13 protein-coding genes, 3 tRNA genes and 1 pseudogene are annotated in these 14,520 nt (G+C 45.2%); 8 read left to right on the top strand and 9 right to left on the bottom strand.

What is annotated here, in order from left to right; genetic code table 11:
• Positions 1 to 92: 92 nt before the first annotated feature.
• The 8 genes from KI743_RS20235 to lolB form a co-directional block, all read right to left on the bottom strand.
• Positions 93 to 167, bottom strand: a tRNA-Gln gene (locus tag KI743_RS20235).
• 29 nt (positions 168 to 196) lie between these two features.
• Positions 197 to 281: transfer RNA gene (locus KI743_RS20230), tRNA-Leu, on the bottom strand.
• Between the two features lie 48 nt (positions 282 to 329).
• Positions 330 to 406, bottom strand: a tRNA-Met gene (locus KI743_RS20225).
• A 283-nt stretch (positions 407 to 689) separates the two neighbouring features.
• Positions 690 to 1,781: a redox-regulated ATPase YchF gene (ychF, locus tag KI743_RS20220; protein ID WP_032550064.1), complete on the bottom strand. Its 1,092-nt coding sequence runs from the start codon at positions 1,779 to 1,781 to the stop codon at positions 690 to 692.
• Between the two features lie 10 nt (positions 1,782 to 1,791).
• Entirely contained in the window at positions 1,792 to 2,382 is a 591-nt protein-coding gene (pth, locus tag KI743_RS20215; protein ID WP_032550065.1) for an aminoacyl-tRNA hydrolase, read from the bottom strand.
• A 201-nt stretch (positions 2,383 to 2,583) separates the two neighbouring features.
• The gene (locus KI743_RS20210) at positions 2,584 to 3,528 is read right to left on the bottom strand and encodes a ribose-phosphate pyrophosphokinase (RefSeq protein WP_032550066.1); all 945 of its coding nucleotides are present in this window, start codon (positions 3,526 to 3,528) and stop codon (positions 2,584 to 2,586) included.
• A 28-nt stretch (positions 3,529 to 3,556) separates the two neighbouring features.
• Positions 3,557 to 4,432, bottom strand: a complete 876-nt coding sequence (ispE, locus tag KI743_RS20205; RefSeq protein WP_285467927.1) for a 4-(cytidine 5'-diphospho)-2-C-methyl-D-erythritol kinase — start codon at positions 4,430 to 4,432, stop codon at positions 3,557 to 3,559.
• Positions 4,429 to 5,073: a lipoprotein insertase outer membrane protein LolB gene (gene lolB / locus KI743_RS20200; RefSeq protein ID WP_285467926.1), complete on the bottom strand. Its 645-nt coding sequence runs from the start codon at positions 5,071 to 5,073 to the stop codon at positions 4,429 to 4,431. Before lolB ends, ispE begins: the two co-directional genes overlap by 4 nt.
• A 161-nt stretch (positions 5,074 to 5,234) precedes the next feature.
• On the opposite strand from lolB, the gene hemA reads away from it, so the two are divergent.
• The 8 genes from hemA to ybaK all read left to right on the top strand — a co-directional run bounded on the left by hemA (position 5,235) and on the right by ybaK (position 13,333).
• Complete coding sequence (gene hemA, locus KI743_RS20195; protein ID WP_032550069.1) at positions 5,235 to 6,494, top strand: glutamyl-tRNA reductase; 1,260 nt, start codon at positions 5,235 to 5,237, stop codon at positions 6,492 to 6,494.
• A gap of 29 nt (positions 6,495 to 6,523) precedes the next feature.
• On the top strand, positions 6,524 to 7,612 hold the full coding sequence (gene prfA, locus KI743_RS20190; RefSeq protein WP_285407660.1) for a peptide chain release factor 1: 1,089 nt from the start codon (positions 6,524 to 6,526) through the stop codon (positions 7,610 to 7,612).
• Between the two features lie 5 nt (positions 7,613 to 7,617).
• Complete coding sequence (prmC, locus tag KI743_RS20185) at positions 7,618 to 8,472, top strand: peptide chain release factor N(5)-glutamine methyltransferase (protein WP_285467925.1); 855 nt, start codon at positions 7,618 to 7,620, stop codon at positions 8,470 to 8,472.
• 46 nt (positions 8,473 to 8,518) lie between these two features.
• Positions 8,519 to 8,902, top strand: coding sequence for a SirB2 family protein (locus KI743_RS20180; protein ID WP_032550072.1), 384 nt, complete (start codon positions 8,519 to 8,521; stop codon positions 8,900 to 8,902).
• A 48-nt stretch (positions 8,903 to 8,950) separates the two neighbouring features.
• Positions 8,951 to 9,760: a SirB1 family protein gene (locus KI743_RS20175; protein ID WP_032550073.1), complete on the top strand. Its 810-nt coding sequence runs from the start codon at positions 8,951 to 8,953 to the stop codon at positions 9,758 to 9,760.
• Positions 9,761 to 9,785: 25 nt separating this feature from the next.
• Positions 9,786 to 10,637 (top strand): 3-deoxy-8-phosphooctulonate synthase, encoded by an 852-nt coding sequence (gene kdsA, locus KI743_RS20170; RefSeq protein WP_032550074.1) that lies wholly within the window; start codon positions 9,786 to 9,788, stop codon positions 10,635 to 10,637.
• Positions 10,638 to 11,096: 459 nt separating this feature from the next.
• Positions 11,097 to 12,758, top strand: coding sequence for a bifunctional UDP-sugar hydrolase/5'-nucleotidase UshA (ushA, locus tag KI743_RS20165; RefSeq protein ID WP_032550075.1), 1,662 nt, complete (start codon positions 11,097 to 11,099; stop codon positions 12,756 to 12,758).
• Between the two features lie 101 nt (positions 12,759 to 12,859).
• A complete protein-coding gene (gene ybaK, locus KI743_RS20160; RefSeq protein WP_032550076.1) occupies positions 12,860 to 13,333 on the top strand; it encodes a Cys-tRNA(Pro) deacylase in 474 nt (157 codons plus the stop codon).
• Positions 13,334 to 13,576: 243 nt separating this feature from the next.
• Here the strand turns inward: ybaK and rluF are convergent.
• Positions 13,577 to 14,506, bottom strand: a pseudogene (gene rluF, locus KI743_RS20155) (23S rRNA pseudouridine(2604) synthase RluF); the annotation flags it as partial.
• Positions 14,507 to 14,520 lie beyond the last annotated feature (14 nt).

Genomic DNA, 14,520 nt, shown 5'->3' with positions numbered 1-14,520 from the left:
CTGAGCTAAGTAGCCATCTGAGAGCGAGACAATATAAACCAAACTCGCTTTCAATGCTATTACCTTTTTAAAGATAATTGCACTTTAATTTGTGGCTGGGCTACCTGGATTCGAACCAGGGAATGCCGGCATCAAAAGCCGGTGCCTTACCGCTTGGCGATAGCCCAACAATTGATATCAAAAGATATCTCAAATATGGTGCGGAAGGAGAGACTTGAACTCTCACACCTTGCGGCGCCAGAACCTAAATCTGGTGCGTCTACCAATTCCGCCACTTCCGCATATTTCCTAAAGACTCTAACTCATTTAAGAGGAAAGTATTTAGGAAATGGTGGCTACTGCGGGATTTGAACCTGCGACCCCATCATTATGAGTGATGTGCTCTAACCAACTGAGCTAAGTAGCCATTTCCAAATTGTCGTTCCGTTTTGAAGCGTTGCTGCTTCGTTGGGAACGGGGCGCATTATGCGTAGTTGAGTGAAACCCGTCAACTTTTTTTTTAAATAAATCACGAATAAATGCTTGTTCGATTTCTTTTTAGACAAAGAGGCGTATTTGTGATCAAAAAATGGGGTTGAAACCCGATATTTTGGCGAAGTTAATTTTGATATGAATAGAAATCATTGAATTGAGAAAACAAAAAAGGCCAGTGAGAACACTGGCCTTTGGCAATAAGTTGCTAATAAAACTTATACGTTGAAGCGGAAGTGAACAACATCGCCGTCTTTAACGATGTAGTCTTTACCTTCTAGACGCCATTTACCTGCATCTTTTGCACCGCTCTCACCGTTAAACTCGATGAAGTGGTCGTAACCAACAACTTCTGCACGGATGAAGCCTTTTTCGAAGTCAGTGTGGATCTTACCTGCAGCTTGTGGCGCAGTTGCACCTACAGGGATAGTCCAAGCACGCACTTCTTTAACACCAGCAGTAAAGTAAGTTTGCAGAGTAAGTAGTTCGTAACCAGAACGGATAACACGGTTTAGACCTGGTTCTTCGATACCCATGTCTGCTAGGAACTCTTCGCGATCTTCGTCTTCAAGTTCAGATAGCTCAGATTCAATAGCTGCACATACAGCAACAACTACGTTGTTCTCTTTTTCTGCGTATTCACGAACTGCGTCTAGGTACGGGTTATCTTCGAAACCGTCTTCGTTTACGTTCGCAATGTACATTGTTGGCTTAAGTGTAAGGAAGTTTAGGTAGCCAATTGCTGCCGCTTCTTCTTTTGAAAGCTCAACTGTACGCGCCATACCACCTTCAGTAAGAACTGGTAGTAGCTTTTCTAGAACAGTGATTTCGAACTTCGCGTCCTTGTCACCGCCTTTTGCTTTCTTAGCGTTACGTTGAATTGCACGCTCACAGCTGTCTAAGTCAGCCAGTGCAAGTTCAAGGTTGATCACTTCGATGTCTTCGATTGGTGATACTTTGCCAGAAACGTGAACGATGTTTTCGTTTTCAAAACAGCGAACTACGTGACCAATTGCGTCAGTTTCACGGATGTTTGCTAGGAATTTGTTACCCAGACCTTCACCTTTAGATGCACCAGCAACTAGGCCAGCGATATCAACGAATTCCATCGTTGTAGGAAGGATCTTCTGCGGATTAACAATTTTCGCTAATGCATCTAGACGTAGATCAGGTACTGGAACGATACCTGTGTTTGGTTCGATGGTACAAAACGGGAAGTTTGCTGCCTCGATACCTGCTTTAGTTAGTGCATTAAACAGAGTTGACTTACCAACGTTTGGTAGACCAACGATGCCACATTTAAAACCCATGATATAAACCTTATTCTGCTTTGAACGTATGTAAGCGATTTTGTGCTTTTGATAGGCCATCTTTTAATAAGATGTCTAGGCTGCGTACTGATTCGTCAACAACGGCATCAATACACTCTTGCTCTTTTTGCGGAGCTTTGCCTAATACATAACCTGCAACTTTATCTTTATGTCCCGGATGGCCGATGCCTAAACGAAGACGGTAGAATTCTTTATTGTTACCCTGCTTGCTGATGATGTCTTTGAGTCCATTGTGACCGCCGTGGCCGCCACCCTTCTTGAACTTACCAATGCCAGGTGGGAGATCGAGTTCATCGTGTGCAACCATGATCTCTTCTGGTTTAATTTGGTAGAACTTAGCCAATGCCGCAACGGCTTTGCCGGATAAGTTCATGTAAGTTGTTGGGATCAACAAGCGAAGATCTTCACCGTGAACCATAATGCGTCCAGTCAGACCAAAGAACTTTGCTTCATTCTTTAGTGTAACGTTGTGTACGCGTGCTAATTCTTCAACTACCCATGCGCCCGCATTGTGGCGAGTTTTGGCGTATTCTGGACCTGGATTTGCCAGTCCAACGAGAAGTTTTATTTGTTGGCTCAAGGTATGGATCTCTCTCGGGATTTCAAAAAGCGCCGTATGATATCACAATTTATGAAAAAGGTGCGAGCAGTGGAAAACTTGTCTCTGCTCGAGAACCTCACTTATGACACTAACCTTAGCGCAATATACGACAGGTATAAAAAAAGCACTTCAATCGAAGTGCTTTTTAAACGCATCACTCTATGGGTAGAGTTGTGAGTCTTAGTTAAACATCGCAGAGATTGACTCTTCGTTGCTGATACGACGAATCGCTTCAGCAAGCATGCGAGATAGGCTAAGAGTCGTTACTTTACCTGTTGCTGCCATCTCAGGAGATAGTGAGATAGAGTCAGTTACGATAACTTGGTCTAGAACAGAGTTCTTGATGTTGTCTGCAGCACCACCAGAGAATACAGCGTGAGTTGCGTAAGCGAATACACGCTTAGCACCGCGCTCTTTTAGCGCTTCAGCTGCTTTACATAGTGTGCCACCTGTGTCGATCATGTCATCAACGATAACACAGTCACGACCTTCAACATCACCGATTAGGTTCATTACTTCAGAAACGTTAGCACGTGGACGACGCTTATCAACGATAGCGATATCAACGTCACCTAGAGCTTTAGCTGTTGCACGAGCACGTACAACGCCACCTAGGTCAGGAGAAACCACAACTGGGTTCTCTAGGCCACGGTTAGCCATGTCTTCTAGAAGAACTGGAGTACCGAAGATGTTATCAACTGGTACATCGAAGAAGCCTTGGATTTGCTCTGCGTGTAGGTCGATAGTAAGAACGCGGTCTACGCCAACGTTAGAAAGGAAATCTGCAACAACTTTTGCAGTAATTGGCACACGTGCAGAACGTACACGACGATCTTGACGGGCATAACCGAAGTAAGGGATTACAGCAGTAATACGGCCAGCAGAAGCGCGGCGCATTGCGTCAATCATTACCACCAATTCCATTAGGTTGTCATTGGTTGGTGCACAAGTTGATTGAATCAGGAATACATCGCTACCACGAACGTTTTCATTGATTTGAACAGCGACTTCGCCATCAGAAAAACGGTCTACAGTAGCATCGCCAAGAGAGATGTATAGACGATCAGCAATACGTTGGGCTAGTTCAGGTGTTGCGTTACCAGCAAATAGCTTCATATCAGGCACGGTGGAAACCTCAGGGTTGCGTCCAGTTTTAATTAGATTGTGGGTGGGCTGAGTGGTATTCAGCCAGCGTCTCTTTTAAAGGTGAAAGATTTCGACCTTTAGCAATAAATGCAGAGACGTTGTCAGGCAGTTTTGCCAGTACAGATTCTGCTTCGTTTTTGCTCGAAAATTCAGCAAAAACGCAAGAACCGGTGCCGGTCAATCTCGACGGCGCATATTGTAGCAGCCATGAAAGTTGCTTATCAACCTCTGGGTACAGCATTCGTACAATTTTTTCGCAATCGTTTACGTATTCTTGCTCTAGAAGCGTTGCTAGCTCTCGCTTCGGCGTGTTTCTGGTTAATTCTGGATGTGTGAATATGTCCACAGTTGCTATGCTCACTTGAGGCTTAACCACTAAATACCACTTCTCTTCAGGGTTCGCTGGATGCAACTGTTCACCTACACCTTCAGCAAAAGCAGAGAAGCCACGAACAAATACAGGTACGTCTGCGCCTAGCTTTAAGCCTATCTCTGCTAACTGATCATCAGAAAGCCCGAGTTGCCAAAGGTAGTTTAATGCGACTAACACAGTTGCCGCATTCGATGAACCACCACCAATACCGCCACCCATAGGCAGAACTTTCTTGAGTTCAATATCAGCGCCGAAGTTGGTATTGGCATACTGCTGAAGGGCGGTAGCGGCTTTCCAGATTAGGTTATCTTGGGTAGCGACACCTGGAATTTGAGGTGAAATATTGATTTGGTTTGAGCGCTGGTGAGCGGTGATACTGAGTTCATCACCGAAGTCGACAAATTGAAACAGGGTTTGCAATTCGTGATAGCCGTTATCACGACGACCAGTAATGTAGAGAAAAAGGTTCAGTTTAGCCGGTGACGGCCAATGAGTTTGTGTCGAAATCATTTATCGAGTGTCCATTTAGAGACCACAATGTTGATCTTATTTTCATCTTGTTTAAATGAGAGTCGTGTTGGAAGAGGTAGTACCTTTTCAACGGTATCGTTTTGGCTATCGATATCTTGGCTTAAAGTGACGTCGCGATAGCGGTCAAAGGTGAGCTGCCAAGCTTTGCCATCGATCTGCTTAGAAAGCGCTTCTACGGTATTGTTGGCGTTCAATAAGTAGGTGTCTGCTTCATCAGGGTTACCGAGTAGCCATTGAGGTAGATGATCAACGGGGATCGTCAGCCCAGTTAGCTGTTTAACCAGTTTAGATGCACTTCTATGGGTAAATACTTGATCATCATAAGTAACGACTTTAGCGCCGTACTCGTTGATTGTGAGGTTAAGTGCCGTTTGACCTAAGAACGTGGTCAGCCGTAATTGACTGAAGTTTGGAGAGTGTTTCCATAAAAAATTGAGGCTTTGGCGCTCTTCGGGAGAGATATAAGCAAGCTTGCCTGTTGCTTGATAATATTGGATCTCTTGAAGTTGTCGCTGATGTGCTTGCCACTCCACACTGGTCGGTTGTTCGGGTACAGAAACACAACCTGCTACGATCAGACAGAAAAAAATTAAAGAGGCAATTTTACGAAATCTATCCATGTTTGCTCACAACTTGTTCAATAATATCGAAAAAACGCTTCAACTATAGCATTGAATTCACGAACTCAGGAAAACAAATACTGCTTACCCTTTAAATAGAGCCATGCATCAAGTAAAATTCGGCATCCTGTTTTTAAACCCTGATCGAGAACTTCTGATACATGTCTTTGCTTGCCGTAGGTATCAATCACAATACAGCGTCGGTTGAATTGCGAGAAAAAGTAGCGTTTGGTCCAGATAAATTATCTGATGCACTAAGGCAACTTAACGCAAATGCACACGTGAATGGAAGTGTCATACTGTCCACTTGTAACCGAACAGAAGTGTATTGTGACGTTAAGAGTGCGGCTAAGAATAAGCTGATTGAATGGCTATCAGTATTTCATGACGTTAGCCCAGAAGAGCTGAAACCCAGCCTTTATATCCATGAAGAGCAAGCGGCAATTAAACATCTAATGCGTGTTGCGTGTGGCTTAGACTCTTTAGTATTGGGTGAGCCTCAAATTCTCGGACAGGTAAAGCAAGCGTATTCTGATTCGCGTGAGCAGAAAGCCGTTGATGCGTCGATGGAAAAGCTGTTCCAAAAGTCATTCTCTGTTGCCAAGCGTGTTCGTACCGAGACTGAGATTGGCGGTAGCGCCGTTTCTGTTGCTTACGCAGCCTGTACATTGGCGAAGCACATCTTTGAGTCGATTGAAGACTCAACGGTACTGCTAGTAGGTGCCGGTGAAACGATTGAACTTGTGGCTAAGCACCTTTCAGCAAATGGCTGTACTAAAATGATTGTGGCTAACCGAACTCGTGAGCGTGCTTTAGGTTTAGCTGAAGAGTTTGGTGCTGAGGTGATCAGCTTGAATGAGATCCCAGACCACCTCAATAAGGCGGACATCGTGATCAGCTCAACGGCGAGTCCTCTGCCGATTATCGGTAAAGGTATGGTTGAGACCGCACTTAAGCAGAGAAAACATCAACCTATGCTGCTGGTTGATATCGCGGTTCCTCGTGATGTTGAAGCAGAAGTAGGCGATCTTAATGATGCCTACCTATACACGGTTGATGACTTGCAATCGATTGTTGATGGCAACATCGAGCAGCGCAAGGTTGAAGCGATTCAGGCTGAAGCGATTGTAAGTGAAGAGAGCGCCGCCTTTATGAGCTGGATGCGCTCATTGCAAGCAGTGGATAGCATTCGCGAGTACCGAAAGTCAGCGAATGAAATCAGAGAAGAATTATTAAGTAAGAGTTTACAGTCACTGGCTGCGGGTGGTGATCCTGAGAAAGTCTTGCTTGAGCTGAGTAATAAGCTCACAAACAAATTGATCCATGCTCCAACACGCGCACTACAAAGTGCTGCTGAGCAAGGAGAACCTGCGAAATTAACGGTCATTAGACAGAGTTTGGGCTTAGAAGACCCTCAATAAATTTAGACCTCCAAAAAGATAAGACGAATATGAAAGCCTCGATTCTAGTAAAGCTTGAAACACTTGTTGAACGCTACGAAGAAGTTCAACACCTGCTTGGTGATCCAGATGTGATCGGTGATCAAAACAAATTCCGTGCACTATCGAAAGAGTACTCTCAGTTAGAAGAAGTGACTAAGTGCTTCCAAGCGTACCAGCAAGCGCAAGACGATCTAGAAGCTGCCGAAGATATGGCACAAGAAGACGACGAAGAGATGCGCGAAATGGCGCAGGAAGAGATTAAAGAAGCAAAAGAGACGATTGAACGTCTGACTGATGAGCTTCAAATCCTACTGCTACCAAAAGATCCAAACGACGAGCGTAACTGTTTCCTAGAGATCCGTGCCGGTGCCGGTGGTGACGAAGCGGGTATCTTCGCGGGTAACCTGTTCCGTATGTACTCTAAGTTTGCTGAGAAGAAAGGCTGGCGCGTTGAAGTGATGAGCAGCAATGACTCAGAGCAAGGCGGCTACAAAGAGATGATCGCTAAAGTAAGCGGTGAAGGCGTTTACGGCGTGATGAAATTTGAGTCAGGCGGTCACCGTGTTCAGCGTGTACCAGAGACTGAATCTCAAGGTCGTGTTCATACTTCTGCATGTACTGTTGCTGTTATGCCGGAAATCCCAGAAGCGGATCTTCCAGAAATCAAAGCGGCAGACCTGAAAATTGATACCTTCCGTGCATCGGGCGCGGGTGGTCAGCACGTTAACACCACGGACTCTGCAATCCGTATTACTCACTTACCAACAGGTACAGTAGTAGAGTGTCAGGACGAGCGTTCTCAACACAAAAACAAAGCGAAAGCGATGGCGGTTCTTGCTGCACGTATTGTACAAGCTGAAGAAGAGCGTCGTGCTGCTGAAGTATCAGACACACGTCGTAACCTACTAGGCTCGGGTGACCGTAGTGACCGTATCCGTACATACAACTACCCACAAGGCCGTGTTTCTGATCACCGTATCAACCTAACACTTTACCGTCTGAACGAAGTGCTAGAAGGCGACCTACAAAGCCTGGTTGATCCAGTACTGCAAGAGCACCAAGCTGACCAACTTGCTGCGCTAGCTGAGAACAACTAAACCCTATGCAATCTGCCTATACGGTTGAAAGTGCATTAAAAGCAGCAATCGTACAGCTTCAAGAGGGCGAGAATACTTCGCCCTCTATTGATGCCGCTGTGCTGCTTTGCCACACGCTTGATAAACCTCGCTCCTACCTTCTTACCTGGCCAGAAAAACATCTGACTCTCGAACAAGAACAGCATTTCAATAAACTGCTAACGCGCAGACTCACCGGAGAACCGGTCGCGTATATTGTCGGTGAGCGAGAGTTTTGGTCGTTACCTTTGAAAGTTTCTCCTTCAACCTTGATTCCTCGACCTGACACTGAGCGTTTGGTTGAAGTTGCGTTGGATAAAACATTCGGTAAGACAGGTGACATCCTCGATTTAGGGACAGGTACAGGGGCGATTGCATTGGCACTCGCATCTGAGATGCCTAATCGCAATGTGACAGGGATTGACCTGCGTCCTGAAGCGCAACAACTCGCTAGCGAGAATGCGGAACGCCTTAACATTACCAACACCATTTTTTTAAATGGTAGTTGGTTTGAACCGTTGCCTGAAAACAGTCGCTTTTCATTGATAGTATCGAATCCACCTTACATCGAGAAAGATGATCCACATCTGTCTCAAGGGGATGTGCGCTTCGAACCTATCACAGCGCTGGTTGCGGAAGAGAAAGGGTTAGCAGACATCAAGCATATTGCCGACAATGCTCGCCACTATCTAGAAGCAGATGGTTGGTTGGCATTTGAGCACGGTTACGATCAAGGAGATGCGGTTCGCGAGATCATGCAGGCCTTGGGTTATTTAGACGTCATGACAGAAAAAGACTATGGCGGTAATGATAGAGTCACTTTGGGACGCTATCTACCTTAGTGTCGGTGTTAGATAAAACGCCAATAAAAGAAATTAAAGGGATATCATGTACGAAGGTTTAAAACATTTTCACTTATTGACGGTTGGGCTTAGCGCTCTACTACTGTCAGTTCGCTACGCGCTTATGATGGCAAATTCTCCAATGCTTAAGCATCCATTCTTGCAGCGCTTCCCACATATTAACGACTCACTACTGCTGTTGTCTGGTATTGGTCTGATCTTTATTACTGGTTTTATTCCGTTTACCCCAGCAGCGCCATGGCTAACAGAGAAACTGACTTGCGTTATGGCATACATCGCACTGGGCTTCTTTGCGCTTAAGTTCGGTAAAAACAAGTTGCTTAGAACCTTTTCGTTTTTCGGCGCATTAGGCTGGTTGGCGATGGCAGGTAAGATTGCTGTGACTAAAGTTCCAACATTCTTCGGCTAATTATCTCCCTGTTTAGGTTAGTTATCTTAGTATTTCGGTTAATTATCTATGTACGAATTTTTTGACGAAGACTTTGACCAGTTAGAACTGGTGGAAGGTGCTTTGATCTTAAATAAAGCGGTAAACCCTGAGACTCAAGACAAGTGGGCAGAGCTAGAACTGGCTCGACTGCTGAGTGATGCTGAACAAGCATTGGTGCATGAGACAGACGAACAGCAAAAGTTTGAATCTTTTATTCGCCTTTTCTTTTATGAGTGGGGGTTTGCTGGAGATAAAGAGGCGTATTTCTCTTCAGATAATGCGTTTATTGATAAGGTGTTAGAGCGCAAGAAGGGCGTGCCTGTGAGTTTAGGTGCTATCTTTTTGTACCTAGGACGTAAGTTGGGTTTCCCTGTTGATGGTGTCTCTTTTCCAACGCAGTTCCTACTCAAGGTCACTTGGTACGATCAAGCCCCTGTCTACATCAACCCCTACAATGGTGAGTATGTTGGGCAGCAAACTCTGCGTGCTTGGCTGATTGGTCATGATGGCCCGCTGGCTGAAGTGAAGAGCGAACATCTTGAAGTTGCTGATCACCCAACCATTATCGGTAAGTGGTTAGCGCTTTTGAAAAGCGCGTTGCTGCGAGAAGAGCGCTATACTCTTGCACTGAAGTGTACCGATTTGGCTCTGACTTTTGTGCCAGATGATCCGTATGAAATTCGCGATCGTGGTTTTATCTATCAGCAACTTGATTGTCACCAAATCGCAGCGACTGACTATCAGTATTTTATTGACCAATGCCCAGATGACCCTGCATCTGAGTTACTTAAATCTCAAGTGAACGCGATGAACGAAAAAGTCGTTGTGGTTCACTAATTAATAATTATCTAGAGAGAATATGATGGAACAGAAAACAGTTCACATTGGCGATATGCCAATTGCAAACGACAAGCCATTTACGCTATTTGCAGGTATGAATGTTCTTGAGTCTCGCGATCTAGCGATGCAGATCTGTGAACACTACGTAAAAGTGACTGAGAAGCTTGGTATCCCTTACGTATTTAAGGCGTCTTTTGATAAAGCGAACCGCAGCTCTGTACACTCATACCGTGGTCCAGGCATGGAAGAAGGTCTTAAGATTTTCCAAGAGCTGAAAGATACGTTTGGCGTGAAAATCATCACGGATGTTCATACTGAAGCTCAAGCACAGCCAGTAGCAGACGTCGTTGATGTGATTCAGCTTCCTGCGTTCCTAGCTCGTCAAACTGACCTAGTTGAAGCGATGGCTAAGACAGGCGCTGTAATCAACGTGAAGAAACCTCAGTTCATGAGCCCTGGTCAAGTTGGTAACATCGTTGATAAATTTGCTGAGTGTGGTAACGAAAACATCATCCTTTGTGAGCGTGGCTCGTGCATGGGTTACGACAACTTGGTTGTCGATATGCTTGGCTTTGGTGTAATGAAAAAAGCATCAAACGGTAGCCCAATCATCTTTGACGTGACTCACTCACTGCAGATGCGTGACCCTTCAGGTGCGGCATCAGGCGGTCGTCGTGAGCAGACGGTTGAACTTGCAAAAGCAGGTTTAGCGACAGGTATCGCTGGTCTATTTATTGAAGCGCACCCGAACCCAGATCAAGCACGTTGTGATGGTCCTTCGGCACTTCCATTGGATAAGCTAGAGCCGTTCTTAGCACAAATGAAAGCACTTGATGATTTGATCAAAGGTTTCGATCATATCGACATTAAATAGTCGTAATTAAAGAACAAAAAGCCGGCATTGAGCCGGCTTTTTTTGTATCTAAGGTTTGTGTGATTGTATAGAGAAACTTTCGACATTCACGCTGAAATGATTAAGGTTGATATGTTATATCGTAACATTAAGTGTTTGATAATAATTATAAATTAAACTTAAGTTACCTTAACTTGTTGATTGGTTAATCAATATCACAAATGGCTCGAAAATGCATGAAAACGTTTGCCTGTGATCACTTATTGACTGAAATGCAACTTTGTTTGTTTGTTACACAATCGAAAGCTGATTAAGGTGATCTATCCTACATAAATATGAAATCACTCTGTTAGGTTTACCTTCTTAATTTAAACTACTTCAAGTTTTACTATCCTTTAACGACGTTTGCCAAACAAGCGTCCGTTTAATCTGGATGATTTTAAAGCAGTGGATTCCCCTAAAAAGTTCAAAGGTATGACAATGAAGCAACGCCTTATTCTAAAGACAGCACTCAGTGCTGCGATCCTAGCAACTCTTGCAGGTTGTGCATCTCAACCAGCTCAAGAGTGGGAAAACGATAAAACTTACAAGCTAACAGTTCTGCACACTAACGACCACCACGGTCGCTTCTGGCAGAATAAATACGGTGAGTACGGCATGGCCGCTCGTAAGACTCTAATCGACGAGCTTCGTGAAGAGATTCGTGCAGAAGGTGGTAGCGTGCTGCTTCTATCTGGTGGTGACATCAACACTGGTGTTCCAGAGTCAGACCTACAAGATGCTGAACCAGATTTCAAAGGCATGAACAAGATCGGTTACGATGCAATGGCATTGGGTAACCACGAGTTTGATAACTCTCTAGACGTGCTAGCTAAACAGATCGATTGGGCAAACTTCCCAATGCTATCTGCAAACATCTACGATAAAGCGACAGGTGAGCGCAAGTTCCAAGCTTACGAAATGTTTGAGAAGCAAGGTATTAAGATCGCTGTTATTGGTCTAACGACAGAAGATACAGCTAAGATCGGTAACCCTGAGTTCATCGCTGGCATCGACTTCCGTGACCCGAAAGAAGAAGCGAAAGAGCTGATTGCTGAGCTTAAAGAGACAGAAAAGCCGGATCTTATCTTCGCAGTAACTCACATGGGTCACTACGAAAACGGTCAACGTGGTGTTAACGCACCGGGTGACGTTGCTCTAGCTCGCTACCTAAACGAAGGTGACCTAGACATGATCGTTGGTGGTCACTCTCAAGAGCCTGTATGTATGGAAGGCCCGAACGTGGCGAAGAAAAACTTCAAGCCAGGTGACGAGTGTAAGCCAGACGTACAAAACGGTACTTACATCGTTCAAGCTCACGAGTGGGGTAAATACGTAGGCCGTGCTGATTACGAATTCCGTAATGGCGAACTAGAGATGGTAAGCTACGACCTAATCCCAGTTAACCTGAAGAAGAAGGTTAAGATCGACGGTAAGAAACAACGTGTTCTTATCCAAGATGAGATTGCGCAAGATCCAGAACTACTAGAGTTCCTACGTCCGTTCCAAGAGCAAGGCCAAGCACAGCTTGAAGTTAAGATTGCTGAAACAAATGGCAAGCTTGAAGGTGACCGTAACGTTGTTCGTTTCCAACAAACAAACCTTGGTCGTTTGATCGCAACATCTCACATGGAGCGTGCTAAAGCTGACTTCGCTGTGATGAACTCTGGTGGTGTTCGTGATTCTATCGAAGCGGGTGAAGTAACGTACAAAGACGTACTAACGGTTCAACCATTTGCAAACATCCTAACTTACACTGACATGACTGGTGCTGAAGTTCTGGATTACCTGAATGTTGTTGCAACGAAACCAATCGATTCTGGTGCTTACGCTCAGTTCGCTGGTATCTCAATGACAGTAGAAAACGGCAAGGTTTCTAACGTATTCATCGGTGGTAAGCAACTTCGTCTAGACGAAACGTACCGCTTCACTGTACCAAGCTTCAACGCTGCGGGCGGTGACGGTTACCCTAAACTAACGGGTCACCCAGGTTACGTAAACACTGGTTTTGTTGACGCTGAAGTACTGAAAGAGTACCTAGAAGCAAACAGCCCAGTAGACGTAAACGCGTACGCACCATCTGGTGAAATGGTTTACAAATAATTAGGTAAATCGAGAGTTTAGATTGACTCTCAGCGCCTGATAATTTTAACTAAAGCGATGCTTCGGCATCGCTTTTTGTTTATCTGATATTTGGAAAAACCATGACACCGGCCATCAATCTTGCAAAGAAGAAAAAAGTTACTCATGCCATCCACCAGTATGACCATGACCCAAGTCATGACAGCTATGGGCTAGAGGCGGTGGAAGCGTTGGGGCAAGACCCAAAGAAAGTCTTTAAAACACTGCTTTTCTGCTTGAATGGTGTTGCCAAAGATCTCGCGGTAGCCGTGATTCCTGTCGACCAGAAGCTGAACCTGAAATTGGCTGCAAAAGCGGCCAAAGGTAAAAAAGCCGAGATGGCCAATCCAGAGATTGCGCAGAAGACAACAGGCTATGTTGTTGGTGGAATTAGCCCTCTTGGTCAAAAGAAGGCGCTACCAACCTTCATCCATTCCAGTGCAGAGCCTCAAGAAACTATCTGTGTCAGTGCGGGGAAACGAGGTTTAGAGATTGAGTTGGCGCCAAGCGACCTTGCCAAACTGACTCGAGCTCAGTTTGTTGATTTGTGTCTGTAGGCGATTCAACATACTCTCTTCGAATACAAAAATGCCCACTAGAGTTAGTGGGCATTTTTATTATTCAGCTTGCTACTTCTTGAGGCTTAGTGTGCCGCCAACGCGTTTCTTCGGCGCTTGGTTTGTCTCTTGTCTGCGAGCGTTTGTCGGCTTGCTATGAGGGCGAGAAGGCGCTTTACCACGGCTATTATTGCGCTCTTGGTCTTGGCGATTCGTACGTTGACGCTCACCACGTTGCTGGTCGTCACCGTTAGATGGACGTTTACCACGCTTAGAGTTTGGCGCATGACGGAATTCATCGGCATTATTACCTTTGAATGTGCGTGGGCGGTTCTCTTTCTGATTGCGACGCGCTCTAGAGCCTTGGTTCTCTTCTCGGCTATCAAACAGTTTCGCATCGGTTGCTTTGCGAATGCGTTGACCTTTAGCATTCAGTTTCGACGCTTCTTCTGTGCTTACTGAACCTTCACACATTGCTAAGATTTCAGCGATCTCGTCATCACTTAGGTAGCGCCATTTACCATTAGGAATACCATCAAGTGAAATGTTCATGATACGCACACGACGTAGCTTGAATACCTCGTAACCTAAGGCTTCACACATACGACGAATCTGACGGTTCAAGCCCTGCGTTAGGGTGATACGGAAAGAGAATTTGGTCTCTTTTTCCACTTTACATGGCAGGGTAACGGTATCTAGGATTGGTACGCCTGACGCCATTTTCTTCAAGAACTCGCCTGTGATTGGCTTATCAACACGGACTACGTACTCTTTCTCGTGGTTGTTGCCTGCACGAAGGATCTTATTGACGATATCGCCGTCGTTGGTCAGGAAAATCAAACCGTCTGAAGGTTTATCAAGACGACCAATTGGGAAAATACGTTTATGGTGGCCAACAAAGTCGACAATGTTCCCTGGGATATCACGTTCGGTAGTACAAGTGATACCGGTTGGCTTGTTTAGAGCGATATAGATGGGCTTCTCTTTCGAGCGAACAGGTTTGCCATCAATCTCTACGTCATCTCCGGGTAGGACTTTTGTGCCCATTTCTGGTGTTTTACCATTGATGGTGACACGGCCGGCATCAATCAGCTTGTCGGCTTCACGGCGTGAGCAAAAGCCAGTTTCACTGATGTATTTATTGAGACGTTTCGCTTGGGATTCTTGTGACATGATTTTCTCTTAGC

This window comes from Vibrio sp. D420a (assembly GCF_030248625.1).
Taxonomy (GTDB): domain Bacteria; phylum Pseudomonadota; class Gammaproteobacteria; order Enterobacterales; family Vibrionaceae; genus Vibrio; species Vibrio fortis_A.
This window is presented reverse-complemented; position numbering and strand designations above follow the sequence as displayed.

Coding starts and splice junctions, on each gene's coding strand:
- ychF (WP_032550064.1), bottom strand. CDS start 1,781: ATGGGTTTTAAATGTGGCATCGTTGGTCTACCAAACGTTGGTAAGTCA.
- ispE (WP_285467927.1), bottom strand. CDS start 4,432: ATGATTTCGACACAAACTCATTGGCCGTCACCGGCTAAACTGAACCTT.
- lolB (WP_285467926.1), bottom strand. CDS start 5,073: ATGGATAGATTTCGTAAAATTGCCTCTTTAATTTTTTTCTGTCTGATC.
- hemA (WP_032550069.1), top strand. CDS start 5,235: ATGTCTTTGCTTGCCGTAGGTATCAATCACAATACAGCGTCGGTTGAA.
- prfA (WP_285407660.1), top strand. CDS start 6,524: ATGAAAGCCTCGATTCTAGTAAAGCTTGAAACACTTGTTGAACGCTAC.
- prmC (WP_285467925.1), top strand. CDS start 7,618: ATGCAATCTGCCTATACGGTTGAAAGTGCATTAAAAGCAGCAATCGTA.
- KI743_RS20180 (WP_032550072.1), top strand. CDS start 8,519: ATGTACGAAGGTTTAAAACATTTTCACTTATTGACGGTTGGGCTTAGC.
- KI743_RS20175 (WP_032550073.1), top strand. CDS start 8,951: ATGTACGAATTTTTTGACGAAGACTTTGACCAGTTAGAACTGGTGGAA.
- kdsA (WP_032550074.1), top strand. CDS start 9,786: ATGGAACAGAAAACAGTTCACATTGGCGATATGCCAATTGCAAACGAC.
- ushA (WP_032550075.1), top strand. CDS start 11,097: ATGAAGCAACGCCTTATTCTAAAGACAGCACTCAGTGCTGCGATCCTA.
- ybaK (WP_032550076.1), top strand. CDS start 12,860: ATGACACCGGCCATCAATCTTGCAAAGAAGAAAAAAGTTACTCATGCC.